The sequence below is a fragment of the Curtobacterium flaccumfaciens genome (assembly GCF_013359815.1).
Lineage (GTDB): Bacteria > Actinomycetota > Actinomycetes > Actinomycetales > Microbacteriaceae > Curtobacterium > Curtobacterium flaccumfaciens.
The window spans coordinates 409525-433600 of sequence record NZ_JABMCF010000040.1 but is presented as its reverse complement, the minus strand read 5'-3'; the positions used below and the strand labels follow the sequence as shown (position 1 = coordinate 433600).

General features: G+C 71.0%; 19 protein-coding genes. 9 read left to right on the top strand and 10 right to left on the bottom strand.

Annotated features, from left to right (window positions below):
* Window positions 1-65: 65 nt before the first annotated feature.
* Window positions 66-1340: an ammonium transporter gene (locus tag HP445_RS15785; protein ID WP_111030006.1), complete on the bottom strand. Its 1275-nt coding sequence runs from the start codon at window positions 1338-1340 to the stop codon at window positions 66-68.
* Between the two features lie 210 nt (window positions 1341-1550).
* A complete protein-coding gene (gene zapE, locus HP445_RS15780; RefSeq protein WP_111030005.1) occupies window positions 1551-2573 on the bottom strand; it encodes a cell division protein ZapE in 1023 nt (340 codons plus the stop codon).
* Between the two features lie 171 nt (window positions 2574-2744).
* Here zapE and HP445_RS15775 point away from each other — a divergent pair, with 171 nt between their 5' ends.
* Together HP445_RS15775 and HP445_RS15770 are read left to right on the top strand one after the other, a co-directional pair.
* A complete protein-coding gene (locus HP445_RS15775) occupies window positions 2745-3656 on the top strand; it encodes a sulfurtransferase (protein ID WP_128779831.1) in 912 nt (303 codons plus the stop codon).
* The gene (locus tag HP445_RS15770; RefSeq protein WP_128779830.1) at window positions 3653-4111 is read left to right on the top strand and encodes a SufE family protein; all 459 of its coding nucleotides are present in this window, start codon (window positions 3653-3655) and stop codon (window positions 4109-4111) included. Before HP445_RS15775 ends, HP445_RS15770 begins: the two co-directional genes overlap by 4 nt.
* A 72-nt stretch (window positions 4112-4183) precedes the next feature.
* Here HP445_RS15770 and HP445_RS15765 read toward each other — a convergent pair whose 3' ends face one another.
* The gene (locus HP445_RS15765; RefSeq protein WP_164941100.1) at window positions 4184-5407 is read right to left on the bottom strand and encodes an alpha/beta fold hydrolase; all 1224 of its coding nucleotides are present in this window, start codon (window positions 5405-5407) and stop codon (window positions 4184-4186) included.
* A gap of 23 nt (window positions 5408-5430) precedes the next feature.
* Here HP445_RS15765 and HP445_RS15760 point away from each other — a divergent pair, with 23 nt between their 5' ends.
* The 4 genes from HP445_RS15760 to HP445_RS15745 all read left to right on the top strand — a co-directional run bounded on the left by HP445_RS15760 (window position 5431) and on the right by HP445_RS15745 (window position 10785).
* The gene (locus HP445_RS15760; protein WP_017886108.1) at window positions 5431-6012 is read left to right on the top strand and encodes a DUF3000 domain-containing protein; all 582 of its coding nucleotides are present in this window, start codon (window positions 5431-5433) and stop codon (window positions 6010-6012) included.
* Window positions 6009-7298, top strand: coding sequence for an HRDC domain-containing protein (locus HP445_RS15755; RefSeq protein ID WP_372496367.1), 1290 nt, complete (start codon window positions 6009-6011; stop codon window positions 7296-7298). The genes HP445_RS15760 and HP445_RS15755 overlap by 4 nt, the downstream gene beginning before the upstream one ends.
* A 128-nt stretch (window positions 7299-7426) precedes the next feature.
* Entirely contained in the window at window positions 7427-8644 is a 1218-nt protein-coding gene (locus HP445_RS15750) for a thiolase family protein (RefSeq protein ID WP_027465475.1), read from the top strand.
* Window positions 8645-8646: 2 nt separating this feature from the next.
* Window positions 8647-10785, top strand: coding sequence for a 3-hydroxyacyl-CoA dehydrogenase NAD-binding domain-containing protein (locus HP445_RS15745; RefSeq protein ID WP_128779828.1), 2139 nt, complete (start codon window positions 8647-8649; stop codon window positions 10783-10785).
* Between the two features lie 116 nt (window positions 10786-10901).
* Here the strand turns inward: HP445_RS15745 and dxs are convergent, their stop codons facing one another.
* The 5 genes from dxs to dut form a co-directional block, all read right to left on the bottom strand.
* Window positions 10902-12839 (bottom strand): 1-deoxy-D-xylulose-5-phosphate synthase, encoded by a 1938-nt coding sequence (gene dxs / locus HP445_RS15740; RefSeq protein WP_128779827.1) that lies wholly within the window; start codon window positions 12837-12839, stop codon window positions 10902-10904.
* 150 nt (window positions 12840-12989) lie between these two features.
* On the bottom strand, window positions 12990-15806 hold the full coding sequence (gene acnA, locus HP445_RS15735) for an aconitate hydratase AcnA (protein ID WP_027465472.1): 2817 nt from the start codon (window positions 15804-15806) through the stop codon (window positions 12990-12992).
* A 128-nt stretch (window positions 15807-15934) separates the two neighbouring features.
* Window positions 15935-16738 carry a DUF3159 domain-containing protein gene (locus HP445_RS15730; RefSeq protein ID WP_128779826.1) on the bottom strand — a complete coding sequence of 268 codons (804 nt, stop codon included), beginning with the start codon at window positions 16736-16738 and terminating at the stop codon, window positions 15935-15937.
* Between the two features lie 32 nt (window positions 16739-16770).
* Window positions 16771-17493 (bottom strand): DUF3710 domain-containing protein, encoded by a 723-nt coding sequence (locus HP445_RS15725; RefSeq protein ID WP_027465470.1) that lies wholly within the window; start codon window positions 17491-17493, stop codon window positions 16771-16773.
* Complete coding sequence (gene dut / locus HP445_RS15720) at window positions 17490-17981, bottom strand: dUTP diphosphatase (RefSeq protein ID WP_071403948.1); 492 nt, start codon at window positions 17979-17981, stop codon at window positions 17490-17492. The genes HP445_RS15725 and dut overlap by 4 nt, the downstream gene beginning before the upstream one ends.
* 63 nt (window positions 17982-18044) lie before the next feature.
* Between dut and HP445_RS15715 the strand changes: the two genes are divergently transcribed.
* Window positions 18045-18476: a DUF3093 domain-containing protein gene (locus tag HP445_RS15715; RefSeq protein ID WP_110859581.1), complete on the top strand. Its 432-nt coding sequence runs from the start codon at window positions 18045-18047 to the stop codon at window positions 18474-18476.
* Between the two features lie 105 nt (window positions 18477-18581).
* Here the strand turns inward: HP445_RS15715 and HP445_RS15710 are convergent, their stop codons facing one another.
* Window positions 18582-18881: a DUF4193 domain-containing protein gene (locus HP445_RS15710; protein WP_017886098.1), complete on the bottom strand. Its 300-nt coding sequence runs from the start codon at window positions 18879-18881 to the stop codon at window positions 18582-18584.
* A gap of 298 nt (window positions 18882-19179) precedes the next feature.
* Here HP445_RS15710 and sepH point away from each other — a divergent pair, with 298 nt between their 5' ends.
* Window positions 19180-20208: a septation protein SepH gene (gene sepH / locus HP445_RS15705; protein WP_164941099.1), complete on the top strand. Its 1029-nt coding sequence runs from the start codon at window positions 19180-19182 to the stop codon at window positions 20206-20208.
* A 30-nt stretch (window positions 20209-20238) separates the two neighbouring features.
* Here the strand turns inward: sepH and HP445_RS15700 are convergent, their stop codons facing one another.
* The gene (locus HP445_RS15700; protein WP_164941098.1) at window positions 20239-21405 is read right to left on the bottom strand and encodes an alkaline phosphatase family protein; all 1167 of its coding nucleotides are present in this window, start codon (window positions 21403-21405) and stop codon (window positions 20239-20241) included.
* Between the two features lie 43 nt (window positions 21406-21448).
* Between HP445_RS15700 and HP445_RS15695 the strand changes: the two genes are divergently transcribed.
* Window positions 21449-23935, top strand: coding sequence for a DNA gyrase/topoisomerase IV subunit A (locus tag HP445_RS15695; RefSeq protein ID WP_128779823.1), 2487 nt, complete (start codon window positions 21449-21451; stop codon window positions 23933-23935).
* Window positions 23936-24076 lie beyond the last annotated feature (141 nt).

Below are 24076 nucleotides of genomic sequence, written 5' to 3'. Positions count from 1 at the left end.
AACGACGACGGGCCCCGCGCTGCTGTGTGCGCGGGGCCCGTCGTCGTGCGGGTGGTGCCTGGTGACTAGCGGACGCTGACCGGGCTGTCGTCGGTCTGCTCGTAGAGGACGTAGCCCTCTTCGCCGTGGACCGCGGTGTCGATGCCCGCGACCTCGTCCTCGGTCTTGACGCGGAAGCCCATCGTCTTCTCGATGATCCAGCCGATGACGAAGGCCAGGACGAACGAGTACGCGCCGACGGCGCCCGCTGCGGCCGCCTGCTTGCCGAGCTGCTCGAACGAGCCGGAGTAGATCAGGCCGGTGTCGTTGGCGAAGAAGCCGAGGAACAGCGTGCCGAAGATGCCGCCGACCAGGTGGACGCCGACCACGTCGAGCGAGTCGTCGAAGCCCAGGCGGTACTTCCAGTCGATCGCGAAGCAGCAGACGATGCCGGCGAGGAAGCCGAGCAGGATGCCCCAGCCCGGGGTCAGCGCGGCACAGGCCGGGGTGATCGCGACGAGGCCGGTGACGGCACCCGATGCGGCACCGACGGAGGTGGCCTTGCCGTCCTTGAGCTTCTCGATGAGCAGCCAGCCGAGGATGGCGGCGGCCGGGGCGGCGAGGGTGTTCACCCAGGCGATCGCGGCGATGCCGTCAGCAGCGCCCTCGGAGCCGGCGTTGAAGCCGAACCAGCCGAACCACAGGATGGCGGCACCGAGCAGGACGAAGGGCGGGTTGTGCGGCTTGTGCGCGCCCTTGGCGAAGCCGACGCGCTTGCCGAGCACGATCGCCAGGGCGAGACCCGCTGCACCGGCGTTGATGTGCACCGCGGTGCCACCGGCGAAGTCGATGACGCCCCACGTGGCGGCCCAGCCCGAGGTCAGGTTGAAGACCCACGAGGCGACCGGGAAGTAGACGACCGTGACCCAGACGCCGGCGAAGACCATCCACGCGCCGAACTTGGCGCGGTCGGCGATGGCGCCGGAGATGAGCGCGACGGTGATGATCGCGAACGTCGCCTGGAACCCGACGAAGGCCATCGACGGGTACGCCGCCTGGATGTTCGAGGACTGCGCTTCCTCGAAGGCCTGGCCGAGACCGATCTGGTTCCAGTCGATGCTGAAGAACCCGACCACACCGGAGACCGCCGTGCCGTCGCCGTGGTTGGCGAAGGCGATCGCGTAGCCGTAGACCACCCAGAGCACGCTCACGAGCGCGATCGCACCGAACGACATCATCATCATGGAGATGACGGACTTGGCCTTCACCAAGCCGCCGTAGAAGAAGGCCAGGCCGGGTGTCATGAACAACACCAGCGCAGCCATCACCAACACGAACGTCGTGTTGCCCTGATCAAGCATCTGCTCACCTCTCGATTGCACGAGCGGCTCTTGGACCGCCTCGGGTGTCACAGAGTCTGGCGAGGCGAGGTTTCACGAGGGAGCACGAACTGTTTCGCGGATGTAACGCGACCGCGCCGTTTGTAAACGTCGTGTTTCCAGCGGCCCGATGTCCCCTGCGCGAGGGGCAGGAGACCGCCGTGGACAGATCGGTCTGACGGCGAGCGACGCTCAGGCGCGGGTGAGCGCCACCACGCGGGACGCCGCGCGCAGGTACTTCTTGCGGTACCCGCCCTCGAGCATCACGTCGGGGTACACCTGGTCGAGCGGGGTGCCCGAGGCGACGATGCGCACCTGCGCGTCGTACAGCCGGTCCACCAGGGCGACCCAGCGCAGCGCGTCGGTCTGGTCGGTGAAGGCCCGGACGTCGGTGAGCCCGACGGCGTCGAGGTCCTCGACCAGCGCGACGTACTTCGACGGGTGCACGGAACCCAGGTGCGCGACCACCGCGCCGAAGTCGTCGAGCGTCACGGAGCCGGACGGCAGCGCGGCGGGCACGTCGGACACGACCTGCGCCGACTCGTCCACGGCACGTCGGCGGTAGTCGAGGCCGTCGATGCGCATGGTGTCGAACCGGTCCGACATCGCCTGGATCTCGCGCAGGAAGTCCTGCGCGGCGAAGCGTCCCTCACCCAGCGCGCCAGGGGGCGTGTTCGACGTCGCGGCGAAGCGGGTGCCGGTCTCGGTCAGTTCCTTGATGAGCCGGGTCATCACCATCGTGTCGCCCGGGTCGTCGAGCTCGAACTCGTCGATGCACACCAGTGCGGTGCCGCGGAGCAGGTCGACGGTCCCCTGGAACCCCAGGGCGCCCACGAGCGCGGTGTACTCGATGAAGGTGCCGAACGTCTTCCGGCCGGTGGCCGCGTGGTAGGCGGCTGCGAGCAGGTGGGTCTTGCCGACACCGAACCCGCCGTCCAGGTACACGCCGGACTTCGCCGCGGGTTCCGCCGCCTGCTTCCGACGCCCGAACAGCCCGCGCCGCGGGGCTTCGGTCGGACCGGCGGCCACGAACGCGGCGACGGCATCGCGGACCGAGGCCTGCGAGTCGTAGTCCGGGTCCGGCCGGTACGAGTCGAACGACGCGTCCGTGAACTGCGGCGGGGGCACGAGCGCCGCAGCCATCTGCTGCGGCGTCACCTGGGGATCACGGTCGACGAGGTGAGCGGGCAATCGGGGAACCCTTCCGGGAAGCATGTCGTGGGGTGTCACGTTGCGTCAGGAGCACGGTACGTCCGCGTACCGTTGCCCACAGGCACCGACGCCCGATCCTAGTCCGGCACCGGCAGCACGCACCCGGGCACCAAGCCCGCCCCGCACCACGCTCGCCCCGCACCACGCTCCCCCGCACCCCTGGAGGTACCCCCGATGACCGCACCGGTCGACCCGTCCGAGAAGTTCGCCGCCTACGCGCACCCGGAGCGCCTCGTCTCCACCGAGTGGCTGCAGGAGCAACTCGACGCCGGGGCCGGCGCGCCCGACCTGGTGGTCGTCGAGTCCGACGAGGACGTCCTGCTCTACGAGACGGGACACATCCCGGGCGCCGTGAAGATCGACTGGCACACCGACCTCAACGACCCGGTGCAGCGCGACTACATCGACGGCGCCGCGTTCGCCGAGCTCCTCGGCGGCAAGGGCATCGGCCGCGACACCACCGTCGTGATCTACGGCGACAAGAACAACTGGTGGGCCGCGTACGCCCTCTGGGTGTTCACCCTGTTCGGCCACGAGGACGTCCGCCTGCTCGACGGCGGTCGCGGCAAGTGGATCGCCGAGGACCGCGCCCTGACCACCGACGAGACCGCGACCACGCCCGTCGAGTACCCCGTCGTCGAGCGGCACGACGAGCCCGTCCGAGCCTTCAAGGACGACGTCCTCGCGCACCTCGGCAAGCCGCTCATCGACGTCCGCAGCGCCCCGGAGTACAGCGGGGAGCGCACGACCGCGCCCGACTACCCGGAGGAGGGCGCGCTGCGCGGCGGCCACGTCCCCACCGCCGTGAACATCCCCTGGGCGACGGCCGCCGCTCCCGACGGCACCTTCAAGTCGCGCGAGGAGCTCGACGCCGTCTACCGTGACGGCGCCGGCATCGGTGACGCCGTCGAGGTCATCGCCTACTGCCGCATCGGTGAGCGCTCGAGCCACACCTGGTTCGTCCTGCAGCACCTGCTCGGCTACGACAACGTCCGCAACTACGACGGCTCCTGGACCGAGTGGGGCAGCGCCGTCCGCGTCCCCATCGTGCAGGGATCCGAGCCGGGTACTGTTCCGAACCGATGAACGACAGCACCGACGCACCACTCCCCGCCACCCTCGCCGAGATCCGCGACGACTTCCTCGCCCTGGGCCAGAAGGACCGCCTGCAGCTCCTGCTCGAGTTCTCGAACGAGCTGCCTGCGCTACCCGAACGCCTGCAGGGGCACGAGGACGAGCTCGAACGCGTCGAGGAGTGCCAGTCCCCCGTCTTCATCACCGTGACGGTGGGCGAGGACGGCGACGCCCCGGACGTGGTCCGGATGCACGCCACCGCCCCGCGCGAGGCGCCGACCACCCGCGGCTTCGCCTCGATCCTGGCGCAGGGCCTGTCCGGCCTGACCGTCGAGAAGGTGCTCGCCGTCCCGACGGACTACCCGCTGACCATCGGCCTGTCCGAGGCGGTCAGCCCGCTGCGGATCCGCGGCATGGTGGGCATGCTCGGCCGCGTGCAGCGTCAGGTGCAGGCGGCGGTCGCGTAGACGCGACCCGTTGACGGACGGGAGGCGCGGTGCCCGCTGGCACCGCGCCTCCCGTCCGCCCTTCGGTCGCGTCTACCGCGCGCTGGCCGCCCCGCGCCGCTGGACCACCTCGGTCAGCCACGCGAGGATCCGGGCGTCGAACCAGTCGGCGTCGTGGTTCCAGAGCTTGGTGTGCCGGGCCGTGGTCTGGATCTCGAGCCGGACCAGGTCGGGCCGTGCGCGGGCCAGGTCGTGCGAGGCCGAGGACGGCACGAACCCGTCGTCGTCGCTGTGCAGCAGCAGGATCGGCACCGTGAGCTCGTCGGAGCGCGTGACCATGTCGAGCTCGCGCAGGTCCACAGGAGCCTGGAGCCCGGCGAGCCGGTACAGCACGGGCGTGCGGAGCAGCCGCTGCGCGACCTTGCGGACCGGACGCGGCAGACGCAGGAGCTGGCTCTGCGACTTCAGGACGGCGTGCCAGTCGACGACCGGGGACTCCAGCACCACCCCGTCGACCAGGCCGGCGAAGCGCGAGCGGAGCAGGGTCTGCAGCACGACGGCGCCGCCCATCGACCAGCCCATGAGCACGACGCTCTGAGCGTCCTGCGCGGTGAGCCAGCGGAGGACGGAATCGACGTCCTCCCACTCGGTGCTGCCGAGGCCGTAGCGGCCGTCGACGCTCGGCGGGGCGACACCGTCGTTCCGCCACGAGGCGAGCACGACCGAGTACCCGGCGGCGCGGAAGACGGGGACGGCGCGGATCGTCTCGGCACGCGTGACGCCACGGCCGTGCACGAGAACGGCCCAGGGCGCTGCCGGGTCGTCGGCGCGGACGACCCACGCGGGAGCCGGGCCGTTCGAGGTGGGGATGTCGACGTCCTCGACGGGCACGTCGAGCTCGCCCGGGGTCAGGTAGAACCAGCCACCCCAGCGACCGCGACGGGCGGCGGTGGGGTCGCCGGCGTCGATCGCGATGATGCGGCGCGTGACGGTGGTGTCGGTCGTGCCGAGGACCTCGCCGACGCGCATGTGGCCGGTGCCGCCGCCGAACCAGAGCGAGTAGCGGCCCTGCAGCTCGGTGTCGGCGGTGCGCTCGATCGTGACGGTCTTCCGGACGGGGTCGACGGCGTGGATCGGGACGCGTTCGTTGCGCTTGCGGTCGGGGGTGACGACGGCACGGGCGACGGCGGCGACGAAGCCGCCGATGACGGCCGTCCCCACCGCGGCAGCTGCCAGACCGGCGCCGAGTGCGATGAACCCGGCCGATCGAGCGGTCTCCTGGACGACGTCCTCGGCGGGTCGCGCGGATCGGGACATGGCCCGGAGCCTAGTCTGCATGTGTGTCCGAAACCCGAGAGCCCGACGCCTTCGCGCGGCTCCGCGCGTTCGTGTCCGGCGGCAGCGGCCGTGCCGAGACCACCGTCACCGAGATCCCCTCGCCGACCCGGATCGCACCGTTCTCGATCGCCCTGGCGGCGGACGTGTCCGGCACCGCGCACGGCGTCGAGTCGGACCTGGGGACCGGTCGGTTCATCGCCCTGTACGACCCGGAAGAACCCGAGGGCTGGGGCGGCGCGTTCCGTGTCGTCTCGTTCGCCCAGGCGCCGCTCGAGCCGGAGATCGGCGTCGACGAGTTCGTCGCCGACGTGACCTGGAGCTGGCTCGTCGACGCCCTCGAGTCGCACGGTGCGACGTACGACCACGCGTCGGGCACGGCCACCAAGATCATCTCGCGCGGGTACGGTGACCTCGCCGCACAGGGCGACGGCGCCCAGTTGGAACTCCGCGCGTCGTGGACACCACGCGGCGACGACCTCACCGCACACGTCCGGGCCTGGCAGGACATCGTCGCCATGCTCGCCGGTCTGCCGCCCGCATCGGACGGCGTGACCCTGCTGGCCCCGAGGAGGCTCGCCAAGTGACCGACCCCGCTCCCCAGGACGCCGCTGGCCCCGCTGCCGGTTCGGCTGCCCCGGCCGCCGCCGCCGGCCCCGCCTTCGAGGCATCGCACGACGCCGTCAAGGTCATCGACACGCGCGAGGACTACCTCGAGGCGGTCGCCGCCATCGCCGCCGGCCGCGGCCCCGTCGCAGTCGACGCCGAGCGCGCCAGCGGGTACCGCTACTCGCAGCGCGCGTACCTGATCCAAGTGTTCCGCCGCGGTGCCGGAGCGTTCCTGTTCGACCCGATCCCGATCGGTGACTTCTCGGAGCTGCAGGCCGCCATCGTCGACGAGGAGTGGCTGTTCCACGCCGCCTCGCAGGACCTGCCGTGCCTGCAGGAGGTCGGCCTCGTCCCGACGCGCATCTTCGACACCGAGCTCGGTGCCCGCATCGCGGGGTTCCCCCGCGTCGGCCTCGGCGCCGTCGTCGAGCAGCTGCTCGGGATCACCCTGGCCAAGGCGCACTCGGCCGCCGACTGGTCGACCCGTCCCCTGCCGCAGTCGTGGCTCGTCTACGCGTCGCTCGACGTCGAGCTGCTGCCCGACCTCCGCGACGCCCTCGCCGAGAAGCTCGACGAGGCGGGCAAGACCCGGATCGCGCAGGAGGAGTTCGACGCGGTCCTGCACCGTGCGCCGAAGCCCGCCCGTGCCGAGCCCTGGCGTCGGCTGTCCGGCATGCACGCGCTCCGTGGTGCGCGAGCACTGGCGATCGCGCGGTCGCTCTGGCTCGCCCGCGACGAGTACGCCCGCCAGGCGGACATCGCCCCCGGGCGCACCATCCCCGACGCCGCCATCGTGGCCGCCGCGGCCGCGGCACCCGAGTCCCGCGCCGAACTCGGTGCGCTGAAGACGTTCACGGGCCGCGCCAGCCGTTCCGAGCTCGACCGCTGGTGGGCCGCCGTCGAGGAAGGCCGCACCACCGAGGACCTCCCCCGTCTGCGCGGTGCCGGCGAGGCGACGCTGCCCCCGCCCCGCGCCTGGGCGGACCGCAACCCGGCCGCCGACCGCCGGTACAAGGCCGCGCGCGCCGCGGTGACGAAGCGTGCCGAGGAACTCGACATCCCGCTCGAGAACCTGCTCACGCCGGAGACACTCCGGCTCGTGTCGTGGGCCCCCCCGTCGCCCGTGTCGACCGAGCTGGTCGGCGCCGCCCTCGCCGAGCACGACGCCCGCCCGTGGCAGGTCGAGGAACTCGCGTCGATCATCGCGTCGGCCTTTGTCGCTGCTGCACAGCGGCCCGCGGCGACGGACGACGACGAGTCGTAGGAACTGCCCAACCGGCATGCGGCCGCCCAGGCTGGGGGCATAGCGTCGGGAGGGTCGCCGGGCGAGGCCCGGCCAGGCCGGAGCGACCTGCGTTCCGGCCCGATCGATGAGGATCTGGGAGGCCCGGATTGCCAAAGGCATCAGACGTCGTGTTCGTGGACGGCGTTCGCACACCGTTCGGACGAGCCGGCGAGAAGGGGGTGTTCTGGAAGACCCGGTCCGACGACCTCGCGGTGCACGCGATGCGCGGACTGCTCGACCGGAACGCCTTCGACACCGCAGCGGTGGACGACGTCGCCGTCGCGGCCACCACGCAGCAGGGTGACCAGGGGCTGACGCTCGGGCGCACCGTCGGCATGCTCGCGGGTCTGCCGAAGTCGGTGCCCGGCTACGCGATCGACCGCATGTGCGCCGGTGCCATGACGAGCGTCACGACGCTCGCCGGCGCCATCGCCTTCGGCGCCGCCGACATCGCGATCGCCGGTGGTGTCGAGCACATGGGTCGGCACCCGATGGGCTTCAACGCCGACCCCAACCCGCGCTTCGTCGCGGAGCGCATGGTCTCGAGCGACGCCCTCGTCATGGGCGCGACCGCCGAGCGCCTGCACGACCGCTTCCCCGCGATCACGAAGGACCGCACGGACGCCTACGCCGTCCAGTCCCAGCAGCGCTACGCCGCCGCCTGGGCGAACGGCAAGCTCCAGCCGGACGTCATCCCGGTCGAGGTCAACAAGGGCGACGGCTGGGACGTCGTCAGCACCGACGAGCCGCCGCGGCCGGGGACCACCCTGGAGGCGCTGGCCGCGTTGAAGACGCCGTTCCGGCCCCACGGACGGGTCACCGCCGGCAACGCCGCCGGTCTGAACGACGGTGCGACCATGAGCCTGCTCGCGTCCGAGGACGGCGCGAAGCAGCACGGACTGTCGACGAAGATGCGCATGGTCTCGTTCGCCTTCGCCGGCGTCGAGCCCGAGGTGATGGGCGTCGGCCCGGTCCCCGCGACCGACAAGGCCCTGTCGAAGGCCGGCCTGTCGATCGACGACATCGGCCTGTTCGAGATCAACGAGGCGTTCGCCGTCCAGGTGCTCGCGTTCCTCGACAACTACGGCATCGCCCAGGACTCCCCGAACGTGAACGCCTGGGGCGGCGCAATCGCCGTCGGCCACCCGCTCGCGTCGAGTGGTGTTCGGCTGATGAACCAGCTCGCCGCACAGTTCGCCGAGCGACCGGACGTCAAGTACGGCATCACCACGATGTGCATCGGGCTCGGCCAGGGCGGCACCGTCATCTGGGAGAACCCGAACCACAGCAAGTCGGCCGAGCGTTCGGCTCGGAAGGGGGCGTGACCATGACCATCGTCGACAACGACCGACTGGCCGAACTCAGCGAGGACGAGGTCGTCACGCACTCGTTCGTCAAGCACGTCACGATGCCCTCGGGTGGCACGCTGGCACTCATCACGCTCGACAACGGCAAGGACTACAAGCGGCCGAACACCCTCGGGCCCCGCACGCTCCGTGAGCTGTCCGGCGTGCTCGACACCCTGAAGACCGAGGCCGCCGCCGGCACGATCCAGGGCGTCGCGATCACCGGCAAGGAGTACTGCTTCGCCGCCGGGGCCGACCTGTCCCAGGCAGCGGCGGTCCCGTCGCGCGAGGCCGCCCACGACCTGGCCGCCCTCGGGCACGCCACGCTCCGCAAGTTCGCCGACCTCGGGGTGCCGTCGTTCGCGTTCGTGAACACCCTGGCGCTCGGCGGTGGGCTCGAGATCGCCCTGCACTGCTCCTACCGGGCGTTCTCGTCCGCGGCGCAGGGCATCGGCCTGCCCGAGGTGTTCCTCGGCATCATCCCCGGCTGGGGCGGCGCGACGCTGCTCCCCCGCCTGATCGGCCCGGAACGCGCGCTCCGCGTCATCGTCGAGAACCCGCTCAAGAACAACCGCCTGATGGACGGTCCGTCCGCGGTCGAGATCGGCATCGGTGACGTGCTCGTCCCGTCCGTCACGTTCCTGCCCTCGGCCGTGGCCTGGGCGGACGGCGTCATCACCGGAACGACCAAGGTGGTGCGGAAGAACGAACCGGGCATGCTCGAGAAGGCCGCATGGGGCACCGTCGTCAAGGTCGCCCGCGGACAGGTCGCGTCGAAGATCGGCACCGTGCCGAAGTCGCCGTTCCGGGCGCTCGACCTCGTCGCCGCCGCCAAGTCGGGTTCGCTCGACGAGCGCTTCGCCGACGAGGACGAGGCCCTCGCCGACCTCATCTCGGGCGACCAGTTCGCCGCGTCGATGTACGCCTTCGACCTCGTGCAGAAGCGTGCGAAGAAGCCCGTCGGCGCTCCCGAGGGCGTCGAAGCGAAGAAGATCACGAAGGTCGGTGTCCTCGGCGCCGGGCTGATGGCGTCGCAGTTCGCGCTGCTGTTCGCCCGACGCCTGGGCGTCCCCGTCGTCATCACCGACGTCGACCAGTCCCGTGTGGACGCCGGTGTCGAGCGGATCCGCGGCGAGGTCGCGAAGCTGCTCGACAAGGGCCGGATCTCTCCCGACGACGCGAACCGCATCACCGCACTCGTCAGCGGCTCGGTGTCCTACGACGCCTTCGCCGACGCCGACTGGGTGATCGAGGCCGTCTTCGAGGAGATGACCGTCAAGCAGGAGGTCCTCCGGAAGATCGAGCAGGTCATCGCACCGGACGCCATCCTCGCCACGAACACGTCGTCGCTCTCCGTCGACGAGATGGCCTCGGTCCTCACCAACCCGGAGCGGCTCGTCGGCTTCCACTTCTTCAACCCGGTCGCGGTCATGCCGCTGCTCGAGGTGGTGCGTGCCGCGAAGACCTCGGACGAGGCCCTCGTCACGGCCCTCGCCGTCGCGAAGACCCTGAAGAAGACCGCGATCATCACCGCGGACCAGCCGGGCTTCGTCGTCAACCGGGTGCTCGCGCGGGTGCTCGGCGAGGCGATGCGCGGCGTCGAGGAAGGGACCTCGTTCGACACCGTCGCCCAGGGTGCCGCGCCCCTCGGTCTGCCGATGTCACCGTTCGAGCTGCTCGAGCTCGTCGGGCTGCCGGTCGGCGCGCACGTGCTCGACTCGCACCACGCGGCCTGGCCGGAGCGCTTCTACCCCGGTGACGGGCTGAAGAAGATCGCCGAGCACGGGACGATCCTGACCCGCGACAAGAAGGGCAACGCGACCGGGTACGACCCCGCCGCCGTGAAGCTCGTCGCGCCGTCCAAGAAGGACGCGAAGCCCGTCGACGCCGCCGAGATGCAGCGCCGGTTCGAGGACGCCCTGGCCGACGAGCTGCACCGCATGCTCGAGGACCGGGTCGTCGAGCACGTCGAGGAGATCGACCTCGGGCTCATCCTCGGTGCCGGCTACCCGTTCCAGGCCGGTGGGATCAGCCCGTACCTCGACCGCTCCGGTGCGTCCGAGCGGGTCTTCGGCGGCACGTTCCACGCGCCCCGGATCGTCGGCCCCGCTTCCCGCTAGAGCCCATCACCCAAAACACCGGTGTTCGCGCACCGAACACCCGCAAAGTACGGCGTGGAGCGCGAACACCGGTGTTTTGCTGACCGGACCCGAACCAGCCGGCCGCGGCCGAGCCGTCAGCGGTCGGACGCCGCCGATTCGCGGGACCGCGCGGGCTTCGCCTGCGGCAACTTCGTCCCGACGACCTGGTCGATGACGTCGCGGGCGATGGCCTGCGCCGTCAGCCCCGCGTCGGCGAGGATCTGCGACCGGGTCGCGTGGTCGATGAACGCGTCGGGCAGCCCGAGCTCGTTCACCCCGGTGTCGACCCCGGCGGCGCGGAGGTCCTGCCGCAGGCGGGTCCCGACGCCGCCGACCCGCACGCCGTCCTCGATGGTGATCACGAGTCGGTGCGTCCGCGAGAGCTCGATCAGCGACGCCGGGATCGGCACCACCCAGCGTGGGTCCACGACGGTGACGCCGATGCCCTGCGCCTCGAGCAGCGCAGCCGCTTCGAGGGCCACCGGCACCATCGACCCGACGGCGACGAAGAGCACGTCCTCGACGTCGTCCGCGGCGGCGTGCAGGACGTCCACACCATCGGAGAGTCGACGGACCGCGGGGATGTCCGGCCCGACCTGCCCCTTCGACCACCGCAGCACGGTGGGGGCGTCGTCGACGGCGATCGCCTCGCGGAACTCCTCGCGCAGGGTCGCAGCATCGCGGGGCGCGGCGATCCGGATCCCCGGCACGACCTGCAGCAGCGCGAGGTCCCACATGCCGTGGTGCGAGGGGCCGTCCGGGCCGGTGATCCCGGCACGGTCGAGCACGAACGTCACGCCGGCCCTGTGCAGGGCGACGTCCATCAGCACCTGATCGAACGCGCGGTTCAGGAACGTCGCGTAGAGCGCCACCACGGGGTGGAGTCCCCCGTAGGCCAGACCCGCGGCGGTCGTCACGGCGTGCTGCTCGGCGATGCCGACGTCGTACACGCGGTCGGGGTGCTGCTCCTGGAACAGGTGCAGCCCGGTCGGTCGGAGCATCGCCGCCGTGATGGCGACGATCCGGGGATCCGAGGCACCGGCTTCGGCCAGGGAGGACGCGAACACCGATGTCCACGACGGGCCCGATGCGGCGTCGAGCGACTCCCCCGTCTCCGGGTCGATGTGCCCGACGGCGTGGAACTGGTCGGCCTGGTCGCGCAGGGCGGGCTCGAAGCCGTGGCCCTTCTCGGTGATCGCGTGCACGATCACGGGAGCGCCGTACTCCTTCGCCTGCCGGAGTGCTGCCTCCATCGCCTGCTGATCGTGGCCGTTCACCGGGCCGATGTACTTGATGTCGAGGTTCGAGTACAGCGCCTCGTTGTTCGTCAGCCGCGAGAGGAAGCCGTGCAGGCCCCCGCGCATGCCGCGGTACACCGCACGACCCGGAGCGCCGAACCGCGCCGCCACAGCCTGCGTGCCCTCGTACAGGGCGCGGTACTCGCGGCGGGTGCGCACGGAGCTGAGGAACCGCGCCATGCCACCGATCGTCGGGGCGTACGAGCGGCCGTTGTCGTTGACGACGATGACCAGTCGACGGTCGTTGTCGTCGGAGATGTTGTTGAGCGCCTCCCACGTCATGCCGCCGGTGAGAGCGCCGTCCCCCACCACCGCGACGACGGTGCGGTCGGTCTGCCCGGTCTGCCCGAACGCGCGGGAGATGCCGTCGGCCCACGACAGCGACGACGACGCGTGCGAGGACTCGACGATGTCGTGCTCGGACTCGCTCCGCTGCGGGTAGCCGGCGATGCCGCCGCGTTCGCGCAGCTTCGAGAAGTCCTGGCGCCCGGTGACGAGCTTGTGCACGTACGACTGGTGCCCGGTGTCGAAGACGAACGGGTCGTTCGGCGAGTCGAACACACGGTGCATCGCGAGCGTCAGCTCCACGACGCCCAGGTTCGGCCCGAGGTGCCCACCGGTCTTCGCGACCTCGGCGACCAGGAAGCGCCGGATCTCGGCGGCGAGGTCGGTCATCTGCGCGTCGGAGAGACGCTTCAGGTCGCGCGGCGACGTGATGCTGGCGAGCAGGCTCACGGGCGCTCCTTTCGTGGGGCTGTCGGCCCACTCTATTCTCGGGACCCGACAACGGACGGGAGGCCCGTGGCGGTGTCGCCACGGGCCTCCCGTCCGTCCTGTGGTCGCGTCAGCGACCCGTGCGCACGTCGCTCCTGTCGGTCAACGGACTCAGACGAGCGAGCGGAGCACGTACTGCAGGATGCCGCCGTTGCGGTAGTAGTCTGCCTCGCCGGGGGTGTCGATGCGGACGACCGCGTCGAACTCGATCGGCTGCTTGCCGGCCGGCGAGTGCTCGCTCGGCGTCGCGGTGACGTGCACCGTCTTCGGCGTGCGGCCCTCGTTCAGCTCGGTCAGCCCGGAGATCGAGACGACCTCGGTGCCGTCGAGCCCGAGGGACTCGACCGTCTCGCCCGCCGGGAACTGCAGCGGGACGACGCCCATGCCGATGAGGTTCGAGCGGTGGATCCGCTCGAAGCTCTCGGTGATGACCGCACGGACACCGAGCAGGTTCGTGCCCTTGGCAGCCCAGTCACGGGACGAGCCGGAGCCGTACTCCTTGCCACCGAAGATGACGAGCGGGATGCCCTGCTCCTGGTAGTGCTGCGAGGCGTCGTAGATGAACGACTGCGCACCGTCCGGCGTCGTGAAGTCACGGGTGTACCCGCCCTCCACGCCGTCGAGCAGCTGGTTGCGCAGACGGATGTTCGCGAACGTGCCGCGGATCATGACCTCGTGGTTGCCGCGACGCGAGCCGTAGGAGTTGAAGTCCTTGCGGTCGACGCCGTGCTCGGCGAGGTACTGGCCGGCGGGGCTGTCGGCCTTGATCGAACCGGCCGGCGAGATGTGGTCGGTCGTGACCGAGTCGCCGAGCTTCGCGAGCACCCGGGCGCCGGAGATGTCCGACACCGCGTCGGGCTGCATCGTCATGCCCTCGAAGTACGGGGGCTTCCGGACGTAGGTCGACTCCTGGTCCCACTCGAAGGTGTCGCCGGTCGGGGTCGGCAGGTTCTTCCAGCGGTCGTCGCCCTCGAACACGGAGCCGTACTCGTGGGTGAACATCTCGGTGTCGATCGACTCGTCGATGACCTGCTGCACCTCGGCCGCGTCGGGCCAGATGTCTGTCAGGTAGACGTCGTTGCCGTCCTGGTCGGTGCCGAGGGCGTCCTTGTCGAAGTCGAAGTGCATCGACCCGGCGAGGGCGTAGGCGATGACCAGCGGCGGGGACGCCAGGTAGTTCATCTTGACGTCGGGGTTGATCCGGCCCTCGAAGTTGCGGTTGCCCGAGAGCACCGCGGTGACGGCGAGGTCGTTGTCCTGCACGGCCTGCGAGATCTCCTCGGGCAGCGGGCCCGAGTTGCCGATGCAGGTGGTGCAGCCGTAGCCGACCGTGTAGAAGCCGAGCTGCTCGAGGTAGGTGGTGAGACCGGCCTTCTCGTAGTAGTCGGTGACGACCTTCGACCCGGGTGCGAGGGTGGTCTTCACCCAGGGCTTCGCGGTGAGGCCCTTCTTCGCGGCGTTCCGGGCGAGGATGCCGGCGGCCATCATGACCGACGGGTTCGACGTGTTCGTGCACGAGGTGATCGCCGCGATCGCGACGGCACCGTGGTCGATCGTGAACGGGTCGGCCCCGTCCATCGCGACCTTCGTCGGTGCCGAGGCCGTCGACGGTGCGCTCGACACGTGCACGTGCTCGTGCAGCGCCGTGTCCTCGTTGGTCGAACCGGCGGCGATCGGGTCGGAGGCCGGGAACGTCTCCTCGACCGCGTCGTCGAGGTCGGTCTGCTCGGACGGCGTCGTGTAGTTGTTCAGGTCGAGCTCGAACTGGCTCTTCGCGTTCGTCAGCTCGATGCGGTCCTGCGGACGCTTCGGGCCGGAGATGGAGGGCACGACGGTGGAGAGGTCGAGCTCCATGTACTCGGAGTAGTTCGGCTCGACCGACGCGTCGTGCCACAGGCCCTGGGCCTTGGAGTACGCCTCGACCAGGGCGATCTGTGCCTCGTCGCGACCGGTCAGCCGCAGGTAGTCCAGCGTGACGTCGTCGACCGGGAAGATCGCCGCCGTCGAACCGAACTCGGGCGACATGTTGCCGATGGTGGCGCGGTTGGCGAGCGGGACGGCGCCGACGCCCTCGCCGTAGAACTCGACGAACTTGCCGACGACGCCGTGCTTGCGGAGCTCCTGCGTGATGGTGAGCACCACGTCGGTCGCGGTCACGCCGGCCGGGATCTCACCGGAGAGCTTGAAGCCGACGACCTTCGGGATGAGCATCGACACGGGCTGTCCGAGCATCGCGGCCTCGGCCTCGATGCCGCCGACGCCCCAGCCGAGCACGCCGAGGCCGTTCACCATCGTGGTGTGCGAGTCGGTTCCGACCAGGGTGTCCGGGTACGCGTAGGTCTCGCCGTCGAAGTCACGCGTGTAGGTGACCTTCGCCAGGTACTCGATGTTCACCTGGTGGACGATGCCGGTGCCCGGCGGGACGACCTTGAAGTCCTCGAACGCGGTCTGGCCCCAGCGGAGGAACTGGTAGCGCTCACCGTTCCGCTCGTACTCCAGGTCCGTGTTGCGCTGCAGGGCGTCCGTGCTGCCGAACAGGTCGGCGATGACGGAGTGGTCGATGACCATCTCGGCCGGGGACAGCGGGTTGATCTTGTTCGGGTCGCCGCCGATGTCCGCCATGGCCTCGCGCATGGTGGCGAGGTCGACGATGCACGGCACACCCGTGAAGTCCTGCATGACGACGCGCGCCGGCGAGAACTGGATCTCGGTGTCGGGCTCCGCGTCGGGCCGCCAGGAGCCGAGCGCCCGGATCTGTCCCTCGGTGACGTTCTTGCCGTCCTCGGTGCGGAGGAGGTTCTCGAGCAGCACCTTCAGGCTGTAGGGCAACTTCTCGTGCCCGGGAACCGAGTCGATCCGGTGGATCGCGTAGTCGACACCCCCAACCGACAGTGTGTCCTTCGAGCCGAAGCTATTGACTGCAGCCACCGTGCCGCCTCCCTACTGATCGGTTTGCCCTCATCCTCGCGGGCCGTGGACCGTACCACCAGCAAGGCAAACCTAATCCCGAGGACGCGTGCGCGCCCTGCGAGAACTATCTTGATGTCGAGAGAACTCTACACCGGGGTGACGTCGTCGCGTCGGACGAACACGGTGCGGACCAGCAGCCAGGTCACCCAGAGCACCGCCGCGTACAGCGGCACGCCGAGGATGAGCTTCAGCCCGGCGAGCAGTTCGACCTGCGCCGTCAGGTACAGCGGGACCTCCACCGCGAGCCGGACCGCGAACAGCCCGACCCAGATCCAGGTGGCGACCGTCAGCACGCGGCGCTTGACGGGGTCGGCGCGCCAGTCGACGTGCGAGCCGTCCTCGTTCGCCGGCAGCAGGAAGCCGACGACGAGCCCGATGAGCGGCCAGCGGATCGCCAGCGTGATCAGCAGCCCGACGAGCCAGACCGCGTTGATGACGATCCCGGGGATGAAGTTGCTCTCCGCACGGCCGGTGATGAGCGCCAGGCCGGCAGAGACGGCGACGCCGAGGATGCCCGCGAACGACATCGTCACCGACTGCCGCTGCAGCAGCCGGAGCACCACGAAGACGAGCCCGACGGCCACCGGGATCACGACGCTCGGCACGAGCTCCTTCGTGATCGCGTAGACGACCAGGAACGCGAACCCGGGCAGCACCGACTCGGCGAGGCCGCGCACCCCGCCGACCGCGCCGAGCAGCGCCCGGCCGGACGGTGCCTCACCGGGTGCCACGCGGGCGATGCCCGCGTTCTGCACGGCGTCGCGGAACTGCGCGGAGAAGGACGGTGCGACCGGCGGCTCGGCCGCCGGCGTCGCCGATGACTCAGCCGCCGGTGCAGCGGGGTCGGAGCCAGCCGTCTCGGGTCGGGGGGTGTCGTCGTGGTCCGGCACCGGGCCTCCAGGCGGGGTTGGTCGTCAGTCGGTCAGATCGCGGTCTGCGTCGACTTGGGCATGTGCAGCGGGATGAGGTCGCGCGGCGGCATCGGCGTCGTGCCGCGCACGACGACGACGCTGCGGAACAGCTCCTCGATCTCGCTCGCGTCGTCGGGCTGCTCGGCGGCCTTGCCGGCGATCACGCCACGCAGGAACCAGCGCGGGCCGTCGACGCCGACGAAGCGGGCCGGGCGGGAGCCGGCGGTGCCGCCGTCGCCGTCCACGGCGACCGGGACGGACGCGCGGAGCTCGGGGCCGAACGGGCCATCGACCTCGGTCACGACACCGCCCTGGCGCTCGATCTGCTCGGCGATCTGCGCGCGAATCTCGTGCCACAGGCCGGTGGACCGGGGCGCAGCGAACGGCTGGACCTGCAGCGTGGACTCATCGTAGTCGAGCCCGACCGCGACGACGCGCTGGGAGCCCTCCTCGACCTCGAGGCGCAGGTGCAGGCCCTCGCGCGGGAGCACCTTCACCCCGCCCAGGTCGACGTAGGGGCGGACCAGGTTCGCCTCGGTCTCGTCGTGGGGGCCGTTCTCGGCCCGGTCCTCCGGAGCGGACTTGTCCGTCGGGGCGACCGCGTCGACCTCGTCGAGGTCCGCGTCGGCATCCGTCGCGATGTCGACCTCGGGGGACGTGTCCGCGACCTCGATGTCGTCGGCGACGGCGTCCGCCACCTCGACCTCGTCCCGCTTGCGTCGGCCGAACTTCATGCGCGCGTTCCTTCCTGAGCGTCTGCGGCGGCACCGGTCACGGCGTCGCTCCGGTCACCGTAGCCCGACGAGCCGAACCCGCCCTGTCCGCGGACACTGTCCGGCAGGTCGTCGACCCGGGTGTAGGTCACCTGCGGCACCGGCATCACGATCAACTGGGCGATGCGGTCGCCGACGTGCACCTCGTACGGTTCCGTCTGGTCGGTGTTGAGCAGGGCGACCTTGATCTCCCCGCGGTAGCCGGAGTCGACGGTGCCGGGGCTGTTCACGATCGTGATGCCGTGCTTCGCAGCCAGGCCGCTCCGTGGGACCACGAACGCGGCGTACCCCTCGGGCAGTGCGATGCGCAGCCCCGTGGCGGCCAGGTGTCGCTCCCCCGGCTGCAGCACGAAGGCCTCGGTGGAGACGAGATCGGCACCCGCGTCGCCGGGGTGGGCGTGGCCGGGAGCGTGCTCCCCGGTCCAGAGGACGTCGACTGGTTCGGTCACGTGACGAGGGTAGTGCAGCCGTGACCGTTCCGTGACCTCGCTCGCTCGTGATCGAATGGTCCCGTGACCCTGTACCGCGAACGACTCTGGGCCCCGCCCGCCCTCTACCTGGCGACGGCGCTCGTCATCCCCGCCACCCTGCTCGTCTTCCTCCCCATCAGCGTCCTGGCCGGCGTCCTCGTGGCGATCGGGATGGAGCTCGGGGTCCTGGTCCTCCTGTGGGCACTCGCACCCACCATCGAGGTCACCGACACCGAGTTCCGCGCGGGCAAGGCACACCTCCCCCGCACGCTCGTCGGCACGACCGAGGCGTTCGAGGGCGCAGCGGCCACCGAGCAGCGCGGGCCGGCACTCGACGCCCGCGCCTGGACCCTCTTCCGCGGCTACGTCCGCGGGGTCGTCAAGGTCGAGGTGCGCGACGACGCGGACCCGACGCCCTACTGGCTGGTCAGCGTCCGGCACCCGGGCAAGGTCGTCGAGGCGCTGCGGTCCTGACGGACCACTGCCCACGGCCTGGAGGCGCGGTTCGGCCCCGCCTCGCAGCACACGACGAAGGCCCCGCATCCCTGGAGGATGCGGGGCCTTCGCTGATCGTTGCGTCTACAGCGAAGCGCACTCCGCGCAGACCGGTCCGAGCTTCGACTCGTGGTCGAGCTGGGAGCGGTGCTTCACGAGGAAGCACTCGACGCAGGTGAACTCATCGACCTGCGGGGGCAGCACAACGACGTCGAGGTCGACGTCGCTGAGGTCCTGCCCGGCGAGTTCGAAGCTGCCGGGGTTGTCGGAATCATCGTCGACGACCCCCGACATCTTGTCGGGAACGCGCTCCTTGAGGGCCTCGATCGACTCTGAGTCAGAGTTGTCGTCGGTCTTCCGGGGGGCGTCGTAATCGGTGGCCATGCCCATCCATTTCTCGTATCGAGAGGTCGTCGCCGGGTGATCGGCGGCGACAGTTTGCACCACGCCCCGCCAGAGCGCAAACCGAGTGCTGCGGCGGGTCGTGCTGGCTGTGCAACCCATGACCGGAACCGGACATTCCCGACACCCGTTGCCGGAGCGCCGCACGCCCGGGATCGGCCGTGCGGATGTCCGCGGCACGCCCGTGCGCCTCCCCGGAAACCGCCCGTCGTCCCTGCATACTCACGGGGTACGACAGCAGGACCGTACGCGACGCTGGGAAGGCGGAACCATGCAAGACGTGAGAGTCATCGGAGTCGAGTCCGGCGCACTCCTCCTGGCGACCGACGGCGGCACCGAGTTCCGGTTGCCCGTCACGTCGTCGCTGGCAGGCCAGGTGCGCCAGGCGAACCCCGACGCCGGTCCGCAGAAGCGGGTCTCCCCCAAGGACGTCCAGGCGCGCATCCGTGGTGGCGCCGACGCCGCCGACGTGGCCGCCGCGCTCGACGTCGACGTCGAGTACGTCCGCCGCTTCGAGGGCCCGGTCCTCGCCGAGCGTGCCTTCATCCTCGACGCCTCGCACCGTGTGCCGGTCACCCCGGTCGACGACGAGGCCCCCGACACCTTCGGCCCCGCGATCACCGCGAAGCTCGAGGCCGGCGAGGCCACCGCGATCACCTGGGGCTCCTGGAAGCACCCGGAGAGCGGCTGGCAGGTCCGCGTCCGCTACACCGCTGGCGAGGTCGAGCACGACGCCCAGTGGCACTTCGACCCCAAGACCTCGACCCTCGTGCCGGACAACGGTGACGCGCACCGGCTCTCGCACACCGACGACGAGGGCATCGCCCCGCGCCTGCGTGCGGTCGAGTTCGAGCAGCAGGACGACGACGGCACCCGCTTCGACTCCGGCGCCTTCCGCGTCGACGAGCCGGAGCAGCCGGCCGCGGAGCCCGAGCCGTCCCAGCACGCGCCGCTCCGTGCACCGCTGCCCCGCATCGGCCAGGCCGCCGTGGAAGAGCGTGCTCCCGGCAACGAGACCGCCGACCTGCTCGAGGCGCTCCGCCGTCGCCGCGGTGAGCGCGAAGCAGCGTCCTTCGGCGAGCAGCGCGACGAGTCCGCCCGCGGTACCTCCATCAGCGTCGTCGACATCCCGCTGCAGGGCTTCGAGGACGGCGGCGCGCACGACACCGCACCACAGTCGGCCGATGCCCGTCCGGCCTCGGCGCCGGAGCCCGAGAGCCGTGGCGAACGCAAGAAGCGCAACCGCCGCTCGATGCCGAGCTGGGACGAGATCGTCTTCGGCACCCGCCCGGACGACGACCCCGCCTGATCGGCACGTCGCCGGTCGGCGCTGGCGCCCTCAGTGGGCGAACGCGCCGGCGAGCCGGAGCGGCACGATCGTCTCCTCGTCGGTCATCGCCCCGTGCTGGCCGATCATGCGTTTCGGCGTCTCGTCCTCGCGCAGGGCACGGTCGTCGTTGAACGCCCACGAGCCGCGCGCCACGACGAGCACGTCGCCGATGCGCGGCACCACCTGGTCGGACACCTGCCCGAACCACCCGGCCTCGATCGCCTCGGCACGGCTGGCGACGGACGCCTTCTTGCCGTAGCGCGCCCGGAACGCTCCGACGAGGGCGCGGACGTCCGTGCCGGGTGCGACGGTGAGCTGCCGGCAGCGCGGGTCACCCGCGACGCCGACGACGTCGGTGAGCAGCAGCGGGTCGATGGCGATGTTCGCGTGGTCCGGCACGTCGAGCACACCGTGGTCCGCCGTCACCAGGACTCCCACGTCGTCGGCGGTCCGTGCATCGAGGCGGGCGAGTTCCCCGTCGAGCAGCTCGAGGGCAGCCGTCCACCGGTCGGACTGCCAGCCGTACTTGTGCCCGATCGAGTCGAGCTCCGGCACGTACAGGTAGACGAGCGAGCGACCGGTGGCGGTCTCGGCCAGTGCGGCGTCGACACGCTGCGGGATGGTGTCCGCCGACACGTACCGGGCGCCGCCGAGCACGTTCGCGGTCATCCCGGACGAGCGGTACCGGTCCGGCCCGACGACGACCGGGTCGAGCCCGAGCTCCGCGGCCCGGGTGAACAGGGTCTGCGTCAGGAACCAGTCGGCGGGCACCTCGGTGTCCCAGCCGCCGAGCAGGTTCATCACGGCACCGGTGTCCGGGTTCCAGCCGCTGTACCCGACGACGCCGTGGGTGCCGGGCGAGCGGCCGGTGGTCAGGGTGCTCAGCGCCGCCGCCGTCGTCGTCGGGAACCCGCTCCGCAGCTTCTTCGCGGTGCCGGTGCCTTTCGCACCGGTCAACCAGCGGGCGTGCCCGGCGCGCGCCGCCAGCGCGGCGGAACCGAGGCCGTCGACCAGCACGACGATCGCCGAGCGGGCGGGGCGGAGGGTGATCCGGGCCTCCAGGCCGTCGTTCCGCAACCACGCGTCGTCCGCAGCGCCGAGCGCCACGAGGCAACTCGGGAAGACGTCGGCGAGGTTCGCGACGGCGACGGGGGCCGTCGGTACGCTTGTTCCCATCCCACGAGTCTCCCAGACGACTCCGGTTCTCCAGAAAGGTGCCATGGCACGCACGGACGTAGTCGGCCTGCCCGACGGTGAGCGCATCGAGGACGTCGACGTCTCCGAGGAGATGCAGGGCTCCTTCCTCGAGTACGCGTACTCCGTCATCTACTCGCGGGCGCTGCCCGACGCCCGCGACGGCCTGAAGCCGGTGCAGCGTCGCATCCTGTACCAGATGGCGGAGATGGGGCTGCGGCCCGACCGCGGACACGTCAAGAGCGCTCGCGTCACCGGCGAGGTGATGGGCAAGCTGCACCCGCACGGCGACGGCGCGATCTACGACGCGCTGGTCCGCATGGCCCAACCGTTCACGATGCGCGTGCCGCTCGTCGACGGTCACGGCAACTTCGGCTCGCTCGACGACGGCCCCGCTGCGGCCCGGTACACCGAGGCCAGGCTCGCCGAACCGTCGATGGCGATGACGGAGGGCCTGGGCGAGGACGTCGTCGACTTCGTCCCGAACTACGACAACCAGATCATGCAGCCGGGCGTGCTGCCGGCGGCGTTCCCGAACCTGCTCGTCAACGGCGCCTCCGGCATCGCGGTCGGCATGGCGACGAACATGGCGCCGCACAACCTGGGCGAAGTGGTCGAGGCCGCGAAGCACCTGCTCATGAACCCGCAGGCCAGCCTCGAAGAGCTCATGGAGTTCGTGCCCGGCCCCGACCTGCCGTCCGGCGGCACCATCGTCGGGCTCTCCGGGGTCCGCGACGCCTACGCCACCGGCCGCGGTTCGTTCCGCACCCGCGCCAAGGTGAGCGTCGAGAACCTCACCCCGCGCAAGGTGGGGCTCGTCGTCACCGAGCTGCCGTACCTGGTCGGCCCCGAACGCGTCATCGAGAAGATCAAGGACGGCGTCCAGTCCAAGAAGCTCGTCGGCATCTCGGACGTCAACGACCTGACCGACCGCAACCACGGGCTCCGGCTCGTCATCGGCATCAAGAGCGGCTTCAACCCCACCGCCGTGCTCGAGCAGCTCTACAAGCACACCCCGCTCGAGGACGGCTTCGGCATCAACAACGTCGCGCTGGTCGGCGGGTCACCGCGCACCCTCGGGCTCCGCGAGCTGCTCGACGTCTACGTGCAGCACCGGCTCGACGTCGTCACCCGCCGGTCGCAGTACCGGCTGGCACGACGCAAGGAACGGCTGCACCTGGTCGAGGGCCTGCTCATCGCGATCCTCGACATCGACGAGGTCATCCAGGTCATCCGCACCTCCGACGACTCCGAGGCGGCGCGCAACCGCCTGCGCGACGTCTTCGACCTGTCCGAGGTGCAGGCCGAGTACATCCTCGAGCTGCGCCTGCGCCGCCTGACGAAGTTCTCGCGGATGGAGCTCGAGGCCGAGCGCGACCAGCTGCTCGCGGACATCGCCGCGCTCGAAGAACTGCTGGCGTCCGACGAACGGCTCCGCGCGCAGGTCGCCCTCGAGCTCACCGAGGTGTCCGACAAGTTCGCGACCCCGCGCCGCACCCTGCTCACCGAGGCCGACGCCCCGGTGAAGGGCGGTCGGAAGGCCGCGGTCGACCCGGAGTCCCTGCAGATCGCCGACTCCCCCTGCCGCGTGCTCCTCTCCACCACCGGACGGCTCATCCGCGTCGACATCCCGACGTCGGAGCTCGGCATCGTCCGCGTGCCGAAGCGCTCGAAGCACGACGCCGTCCGCTCCGCCGTGGTGAGCACGGTGCGGGGGCAGATCGGCGCGATCACCTCGACCGGGCGGGTCCTCCGGCTCTCCCCCGTCGACGTCCCCGCCGTACCGCCCGCCGCGGTCCGGCTCGACGCCGGCGTCCGGGTCACCGACTTCCTGGCGCTCACCAAGGGCGAGACGGTCGTGGCGATCGTCGACCTGTCCGGCGCGTCCTCGGACTCGCTGGCGATCGGCACCGCACACGGCGTGGTGAAGCGCGTCGTGGCGGGTGCATGGCCCGACAAGCCCGAGTTCGTCGCCATCGGCCTGAAGCCCGGCGACCAGGTCGTCGGCGCTGCCCAGGCCCCGGAGTCCGACGACCTCGTGTTCATCAGCTCGAACGCGCAGCTGCTGCGGTTCCCGGCGTCCGTCGTCCGGGCGCAGGGGCTGCCCGCCGGTGGAGTGGCCGGCATGGCACTCGCTGACGGCGCCTCCGTGATCTGGTTCGGCTCGGTCGCACGCTCCGACGACGCCGTGGTCGCCACGGTGTCCACCACCTCGACCGCCCTGCCCGGCACGGACGCCGGTCGCGCCAAGGTCTCCGCCCTCTCGGAGTTCCCGGCGAAGGGCCGCGCCACCCAGGGTGTCCGGGCGCACGCGTTCCTGAAGGGCGAGGACGGGCTCACCGTGGGCTGGGCCGGCATCGCGCCGCCGCACGCCGTCGGCACGGACGGCGCCGCGCGGACCCTGCCCGACTGGCTGTCGAAGCGTGACGGGTCGGGTGCCCCGCTCGAGGCCGTCATCGGCTCGATCGGCGGCAGCGCCGCGACGCTCGACGGCACCGCCGGCGAGGCGTAGGCGCGCGGCAGTGTCCGCCTCGTTTCGCGCCTGGCGACACCTCACGGCCTGCGAGACCCATGAGGTGTCGCCCAGCGCGTGAGAACGCAGGGCGCACCGGCCTGGAGGCGCGGGGCGGCCCCGCCACGGGCCTCCCGTCCG

Bases quoted from the DNA above. Each gene is read 5' to 3' on its own strand.
- HP445_RS15785 (WP_111030006.1), bottom strand. From the start codon at position 1,340: ATGCTTGATCAGGGCAACACGACGTTCGTGTTGGTGATGGCTGCGCTG.
- zapE (WP_111030005.1), bottom strand. From the start codon at position 2,573: ATGCTTCCCGGAAGGGTTCCCCGATTGCCCGCTCACCTCGTCGACCGT.
- HP445_RS15775 (WP_128779831.1), top strand. From the start codon at position 2,745: ATGACCGCACCGGTCGACCCGTCCGAGAAGTTCGCCGCCTACGCGCAC.
- HP445_RS15770 (WP_128779830.1), top strand. From the start codon at position 3,653: ATGAACGACAGCACCGACGCACCACTCCCCGCCACCCTCGCCGAGATC.
- HP445_RS15765 (WP_164941100.1), bottom strand. From the start codon at position 5,407: ATGTCCCGATCCGCGCGACCCGCCGAGGACGTCGTCCAGGAGACCGCT.
- HP445_RS15745 (WP_128779828.1), top strand. From the start codon at position 8,647: ATGACCATCGTCGACAACGACCGACTGGCCGAACTCAGCGAGGACGAG.
- HP445_RS15725 (WP_027465470.1), bottom strand. From the start codon at position 17,493: ATGAAGTTCGGCCGACGCAAGCGGGACGAGGTCGAGGTGGCGGACGCC.
- HP445_RS15710 (WP_017886098.1), bottom strand. From the start codon at position 18,881: ATGGCCACCGATTACGACGCCCCCCGGAAGACCGACGACAACTCTGAC.
- HP445_RS15700 (WP_164941098.1), bottom strand. From the start codon at position 21,405: ATGGGAACAAGCGTACCGACGGCCCCCGTCGCCGTCGCGAACCTCGCC.
- HP445_RS15695 (WP_128779823.1), top strand. From the start codon at position 21,449: ATGGCACGCACGGACGTAGTCGGCCTGCCCGACGGTGAGCGCATCGAG.